This window comes from Terriglobus sp. YAF25, assembly GCF_052113305.1.
Lineage (GTDB): Bacteria > Acidobacteriota > Terriglobia > Terriglobales > Acidobacteriaceae > Terriglobus.
Map to the genome: position 1 here is coordinate 1 of NZ_JBFRCY010000210.1, position 6,357 is coordinate 6,357.

Here is a 6,357-nt window from a genome sequence, read left to right on the forward strand (position 1 = left end):
CCTCCAGCCTCCAGTCTGTTCACCCAGACCGATATGTCTTCCGCCCATGCCGCAGTGGAGTTCACAGGGGCTACGCTCGGCAACTCGGGACTGTCGGCAAAAGAGGTACGGCCGCTGCTTATTCCGCAGCGCATGGTTAAGTCTGATGCCGAGATCGATCTGCTGCGCAAAGCTGCCGTAGCTTCTGCCGCAGCACAAAAAGCCGGCATGAAAGCCATCAAGCCCGGTGTGCGCGAACGCACCATCGCCGGCCTGGAGCTTGCGAAGATGCTGGAGAGCGGATGCGAACGCCCTTCCTACGCTCCCATCGTCGGCAGCGGCATCAACTCCACGACGCTGCACTACTCCTCCAATGAAGCCACTATGGAAAAAGGCGATGTCGTTGTCATCGACGCCGCCTGCGAGTACTCTATGTACGCCTCCGATATCACCCGCACCATGCCCATTGGAGGCAAGTTCACACCGCGGCAGCGGGAACTCTATGAGATTGTGCTGGGAGCCCACCGCGCCGCAGCAGCAGCCTTCATCGCCGGCAAGATGCGTCTTGGCAACGTCAATCAGCGCGGCCCTGAAGTCACCGACACCCTCGACAAGATCGCCTACGACTACATCAACACCCATGGCAAGGACCTGCACGGCGAGCCTCTCGGCAAATACTTCCTGCATGGACTGGGCCATCACGTCGGCATCAACGTACATGATCCCTATGACCCTGCCAAACCGCTCGACAAGGGAAATGTCTTTACCATCGAACCGGGTATCTATATCCCCGAAGAAAAGATCGGAATTCGCATCGAAGATACCTACTACGTCGATGCGGACGGCAAACTGGTAAACCTCATTACGAACCTCCCTGTCGAACCAAACAGCGTAGAAGCAGGAATGCGATAGGATCGAGAACGATGACTAAGTCCATACTTTTCATGGCTGTTGCGGTACTGGCTGGATACTTTGCCGTTATTCTCGCCTATCTCGTCGTGACGTTCGTCATCACGTCGGTGATGCCGACCTTCGTGATGCAGAAAGGCCGTTTCACCAGCGCCTATACGACATTGCATGCGCTCCTCTGGGCGGTATGCGGCTTCGCCGGGGGATATGTTGCCACCGTCCTGTCTCCAGTCAACAAGGGCTACCAGACCTTTCTGCCTGCGGGAATTCTGCTTCTGACGGTCAGCTACATCGTCTTCACCAACACAGGGCAACTGAATCGTTCAAGGGTCGGTCAGACATTGCTCGCAGCCCTCGGCGTCGCCGGCGGCACGGCTCTCTGCATGGCTCTCTAGTGTTGTGAATCAGCGGATCACACGAGCTTCCGTCTTGTTCACTCCCACCCTCTACTCTGGTGATTCCGCTTCGCCCCGAGACATCCATCGTTTCCAATTGAGTGGGAGCAGCGGCTTCTTCAGCCCGGTGACGTGAACGCTCTCATGAATGGGCGAAATACCGTGGGCTAAAAGCATTTCTCCTGTAGGTGTAGTGTAGGGATTCCGTATCTATGGGCGTTTTCCGCAATGAAAACGCCGCTGCACTCCCCTTCCGGGCTACCCAGCAACAGGAGAAAGGCTCTAAAGTCGACGGCTCCCACCGAACGCGAACTTTCTTGAATGTTTCACACGCTACAAATCTCACCTAAAGCAAAAAAGCCGTGAGCCTTTGCTCACGGATTTTTTGTAAGTGACAATGCTTTACCAGCGCAAGCCGAACGTTACCGGAATGTAGCTCGTACGGTAGTTGTTCGGGGTGTAATAGATGTTGCTATTGGGCTGGTTGTCCACCCATGTATAGCGCGCCTCGGCAAACAGCTTCTGGTTGCTGTAGTGAGACAGTTTGTGCGTGAAGCCCAGGCCGATATTCACACCACCAGCATTATTCGAATAGTGATCGAAGGTCTGGTTGGATGAAACCGCATAGCAACCGTAGAAGTAGTCGCAGTAATAGCCCACCTGAGGCAGAGTAAAGTTCGTTACCTTCCGGTAGAAGCCTCCACCGCCAGTGACGTAAGCGCTGGAAGACTCATCCTGCATGAAGGTAATAATCGGGTTCAGCGTAATCGACCAGAGATGCGTATTGCCGTCCAGGCCGCTGGCATCGAAGCCGATTGACGAATAATCTGAGATCATCTTCCGCAGGATGTAGCTCGGGATATTCATCCGGTCATAATCGTACTGCAGCAGCACGCCGAAGTACTTGTTGAAGTTCACTCCGCCGCCTACAGCAACCTTCCAGCCGAGCGTCTGATAGTTGCTTGTGGAGCCGACAGGCGAAACGAAACCTCCGCCCACCATAAAGGTGTACCGGTTCGATCCGTCAGGATTATGATTCCGGTCGTTATAGCGCGGACGGCCATACTGGCGGCGTGGAGGTGGCTGCATCTCGCTGGAGAAGTTCATCTCCGGTTCTACCGAAGCCACGACCGACGAACTGTAAGACGCTGACGGCGTCGTGTCGTACAGGTACTCATTGAGCGAAGGGAGAGTCGGAGTAAGATCCAGCTTCGGTTCGCTCGCACTTTGCGCCTTCGCAACCAATGAACCAGCCGCCAAGGCAAATAAACCTACGATCCGCGCCATGCGCCGGCCGGTAAACTCAGTGCTCATCAGCATGTACATACGYTCCTTGTTCAAAAAGGACGGGGAGGACCGCCCTCAGCCTGTTCAGACACCGGTTTTTCCCGGTTGTTGTGTAGGACGCTCTTCGACGACAAATGGATTCGTCGCAAAAGAAAGCGGGCCCTGTGTCAGCAACACAGGACCCGCTTCTTCCTAATGACTAGTGGATGTCGAACTGCTCAGGATGAAGGCTCGGATCGCTCTTCACCAGGATGGTCTTGCCCGTGAGTTCTTCTATCTCATGCAGCCAGCTTGCATTGTTGCTCTTCAACTGCTTGACGACCTCCGGATGCACACGCAACATGATGTCGCTCTTCTCGATATGGCGATACATCTTGCGCATCTCGATGTAGATCTCGTTCGCGACCGTGACTGGTGACTTCACCATGCCCGTACCGGTGCAGATGGAGCACTGCGTGCTCAGGGTGCGCTCCAGCGACTGCTTCACACGCTTACGGGTAATCGCCACCAGGCCAAAATCATTGAACTGTAGCACCTTGGAAGGAGCACGATCGTTCTTCAGCTCCTCTTCAAGCGCAGCCAGCACCTTCTGCCGGTTCTTACGCTCATCCATGTCGATAAAGTCGATCACGATGATGCCGCCAAGATCGCGCAGGCGGATCTGCCGCACGATCTCTGGAATGGCATCGAGATTCGTCTTCACGATGGTGTCTTCCAGGCGGGCCGTCTTACCAACGTACTTGCCGGTGTTGATATCGATGGCCACCAGAGCCTCAGTCTGGTTGATCACGATCGATCCACCGGACTTCAGCCATACCTTCGAACGCAGCGCCTTGTTGATCTCCTCCGAGATACCGAACTGCTCAAACAGCGGCGTTTCCTTGCTGTAGAGCTTCACCCGGCGAATCAGCGAAGGCTCGAAGCGCTGCAGGAAGCGCAACACGCGCTCGTACTCAGTCTCGTTATCAACCCAGATATGGGAGAAGTTATCCGTCACCTGGTCACGCAAAATGCGCTCTACCAGGTTCAGGTCGTGATAGATCAGGGCAGGCGACTTCGAAGAATCCGACCGCCCCTTGATGTCGTTCCAGAGGTTGATGAGGAAGCGGAGATCGCTACGCAGCTCCTGCTCACTGGCGCCGTCCGCAGCCGTACGAACAATAAACCCGCCGGTCGCTTCGGCCTTTTCGCTTAGCAGCACCTGCTTGAGGCGGCGGCGCTCATCGTCACTCGAAATCTTGCGGGAAACACCCACATGGTTGACCGTGGGCATAAAGACCAGGAAGCGGCCAGGGAGGGCGATGTGCGAGGTGATGCGCGCACCCTTCTTGGCGATCGGCTCCTTGGCAATCTGCACCAGGATCTCCTGTCCCGGCTTCAGCAGATCGCTGATCGCCGGCAGGTTAGTGGTCTGCATCGAGGCCCGGCTCGGACCACGTCCGCCACGCCCACGATCCCGGCCACGGTCACGGTCTCGTCCGCTGCGTCCACGACGGTCGCGCCGTCCTCCACGCTCACGGCGGGGCTGTGCCTCACCTTCGGCCGCTACCTCTTCTGTCTCCTCTTCCGAGGAACCCTCATCCTCAGACGTCTCTTCGAACTCGCCTTCGATCAGAGGCTCATCCTGCTCCTCTTCCTCTTCTTCTTCCTCAGTCTGTGTGGCTTCGTCGATGGACATATCGCGGAGCATCGTACCCAGATCCGCGGCGCCTTCCAGCGTCTCCTCTTCCAGGTCGTCTTCGAGATATTCCTCGTCGGCCGCATGCATCGCCAGGGGCTCGAACTCGTACTCGTCTTCGTCGATCAGTTCTTCCTCGAACTCACCCTCATGCAGTGCCTCAACGATGGACGACTCGACCGTAGCTGCTTCCACCGGTGTTACCGGATGCTCCGCTTCCGCCAGAGTCACCGACTGCACGGCAGACTCATGCTCGATAGGAGAGGATGGGACCTCCGGCGTCTCCACTTCAGAGATCATCTCGCCGGTCGGCTGCAGCGTGGTGAAGGCATGCTCGACCGCGGAATTTTCCTCCGCCGCTGCCTCCTCAACCATCACCTCTTCTTCAAACTCCGGCTCCACCTTCTGGCGAAACTCGCTCTGGCCGACATCCACACGGAACGACACCGAACCCTCGGTGGGCTCATACTCCGCGGGCGTTACCGGCTCTACAGGCTTCTGCTCCACTGCTGCAGCTTCCTCAACCGGCTCAGCCTGGGCCACTTCCTGAGCCTCTGCGGCTGCAGGAGCGAACTCCAGGTCTGTCGCCGTACCCAGAACCTCGGCAGGCTGCTCGGCAACCACCGGAACCTCTTCAACAACCGCAGCAACCGGTACAACGGGAGCAGCGGCCTGCGGGGCACTACGGCGGCGGCTCAGCGACTCGCCAGGAAGCGCAAATCCGCCATCCCAGCCGGTGGTGTCGACCTCTTCCACGAGCGTTGCGGGCTTCGCCACACCCGAGATTACGGGGCCAGCCGGCACGGACTTCTCCTCGGCTGCGGCAGCGGCTGGTCCCTCACCGCGGCGATACTTCGAGAGCGATTCGCCCGGAAGGATAAACGGAGCTTCCAGATCGGCGGCTACTTCGGCTGAGAGCTCGGGCTGCTCTGCCGGATGCGCTTCGGGCTCAAACTCCACCGGATCAGACTCGTGCTCAGAGCGTGGCTCTCCACTGAGCGTCTGCGACTCTTCGCGGCGTCCACGGCCACGGCGGCGGCCACGACGTCCACGCCAGCGGCGGCTGCCACCCTCGCCCTGATCCTCGGCGGGACGCTCCTCGCCCTCTGCCCGGTCTGCGGACCCGGTAAACTCAACGGTCTCTTCCTCGGCGAAACCGCCCTCCAGCACCAGGGTCTCACCCGTTGGAACAGCCTCCTGCCCGCCCTGCTGTTCACCACCGCGTTCTCCACGGTCGCGCCCACGGCGTCCACGGCCACGGCGGCGGCCGCGCTCCCGCTGGTCTCCGGAACCGGCGCCATTCTCAACGGGCGTAGCGCTGCCTTCTGTCTCAAATTCCTCTGAATCTGGAGTCTCTTCCAGAAAATCGGTGATGTAGAGGAAGGCATCACGCTCGAGCCCGATGTCGACAAACGCCGACTGCATACCGGGTAGAACACGGGTTACTTTGCCTTTGTAGATCGAGCCGGCGAGAGTGTATTCGTTCTCGCGCTCGTAGTAAATCTCCGAAAGTGCCTCGTTTTCTACGATGGCCAGCCGCGTTTCATGCGGCGTTGAGGAGATAAAAATTTCCTTCGACATATCTGGTCTCTTTCTTCTAAGACCAGGCGAATCAATTACCTGCCGAACAGGAAAGGAGAAAAACCCGTGCTACACCCTCGCCCCGTGCGCGCCCCATCCTGGGGGAGCCCCGAAGTGTGTTGCAACTGACTTTGAGGGGATTACAACCGGGAAAACGCAGACGGATTTTGTGACCTGTGCTGCCTCGTTTTGAGGTGCGGCCGTTCGCGGTCCGTGTACGTTCATCGCTTCTTCTTCAATCCTGTCCAGCGGGCGGAATGGTCTTCGCCTGGCCGGAATCACATAAAAATCTTTGTTTGCCGTCCGCGCTCACGTAGCGCCGCTAGGACGGCTGTAGGCCATCTGCCGGAGGGTCTCGCCTCGGGCAGGTCCTGCCCATAGTATGCACTATCCAGAGTGCCGCGTCTAAACCAGCCTGTAACCTTGCAGGGATTTCAGGGAATTTAGTTCACAAATCGCCGCATCCGCACGTTCATTACAATCCCCAGCGCCATGAAGGTAAACAGCACCGACGATCCCCCATAGCTC

The 6,357-nt window shown here is 57.9% G+C and carries 4 protein-coding genes; 2 read left to right on the forward strand and 2 right to left on the reverse strand.

Going from position 1 to position 6,357, the window contains the following annotated elements; genetic code table 11:
* Together AB4043_RS10680 and AB4043_RS10685 are read left to right on the forward strand one after the other, a co-directional pair.
* Positions 1 to 891, forward strand: an 891-nt coding sequence (locus AB4043_RS10680) for a M24 family metallopeptidase (RefSeq protein ID WP_442307032.1), incomplete at its 5' end; no start/stop codon positions are given.
* Between the two features lie 11 nt (positions 892 to 902).
* Positions 903 to 1,283 (forward strand): hypothetical protein, encoded by a 381-nt coding sequence (locus AB4043_RS10685; protein WP_442300955.1) that lies wholly within the window; start codon positions 903 to 905, stop codon positions 1,281 to 1,283.
* Between the two features lie 402 nt (positions 1,284 to 1,685).
* Here the strand turns inward: AB4043_RS10685 and AB4043_RS10690 are convergent, their stop codons facing one another.
* Complete coding sequence (locus AB4043_RS10690; RefSeq protein ID WP_442300956.1) at positions 1,686 to 2,597, reverse strand: hypothetical protein; 912 nt, start codon at positions 2,595 to 2,597, stop codon at positions 1,686 to 1,688.
* Positions 2,598 to 2,769: 172 nt separating this feature from the next.
* Positions 2,770 to 5,829, reverse strand: coding sequence for an Rne/Rng family ribonuclease (locus AB4043_RS10695; protein WP_442300957.1), 3,060 nt, complete (start codon positions 5,827 to 5,829; stop codon positions 2,770 to 2,772).
* Positions 5,830 to 6,357 lie beyond the last annotated feature (528 nt).

Coding starts and splice junctions, on each gene's coding strand:
- AB4043_RS10685 (WP_442300955.1), top strand. CDS start 903: ATGACTAAGTCCATACTTTTCATGGCTGTTGCGGTACTGGCTGGATAC.
- AB4043_RS10690 (WP_442300956.1), bottom strand. CDS start 2,597: ATGAGCACTGAGTTTACCGGCCGGCGCATGGCGCGGATCGTAGGTTTA.
- AB4043_RS10695 (WP_442300957.1), bottom strand. CDS start 5,829: ATGTCGAAGGAAATTTTTATCTCCTCAACGCCGCATGAAACGCGGCTG.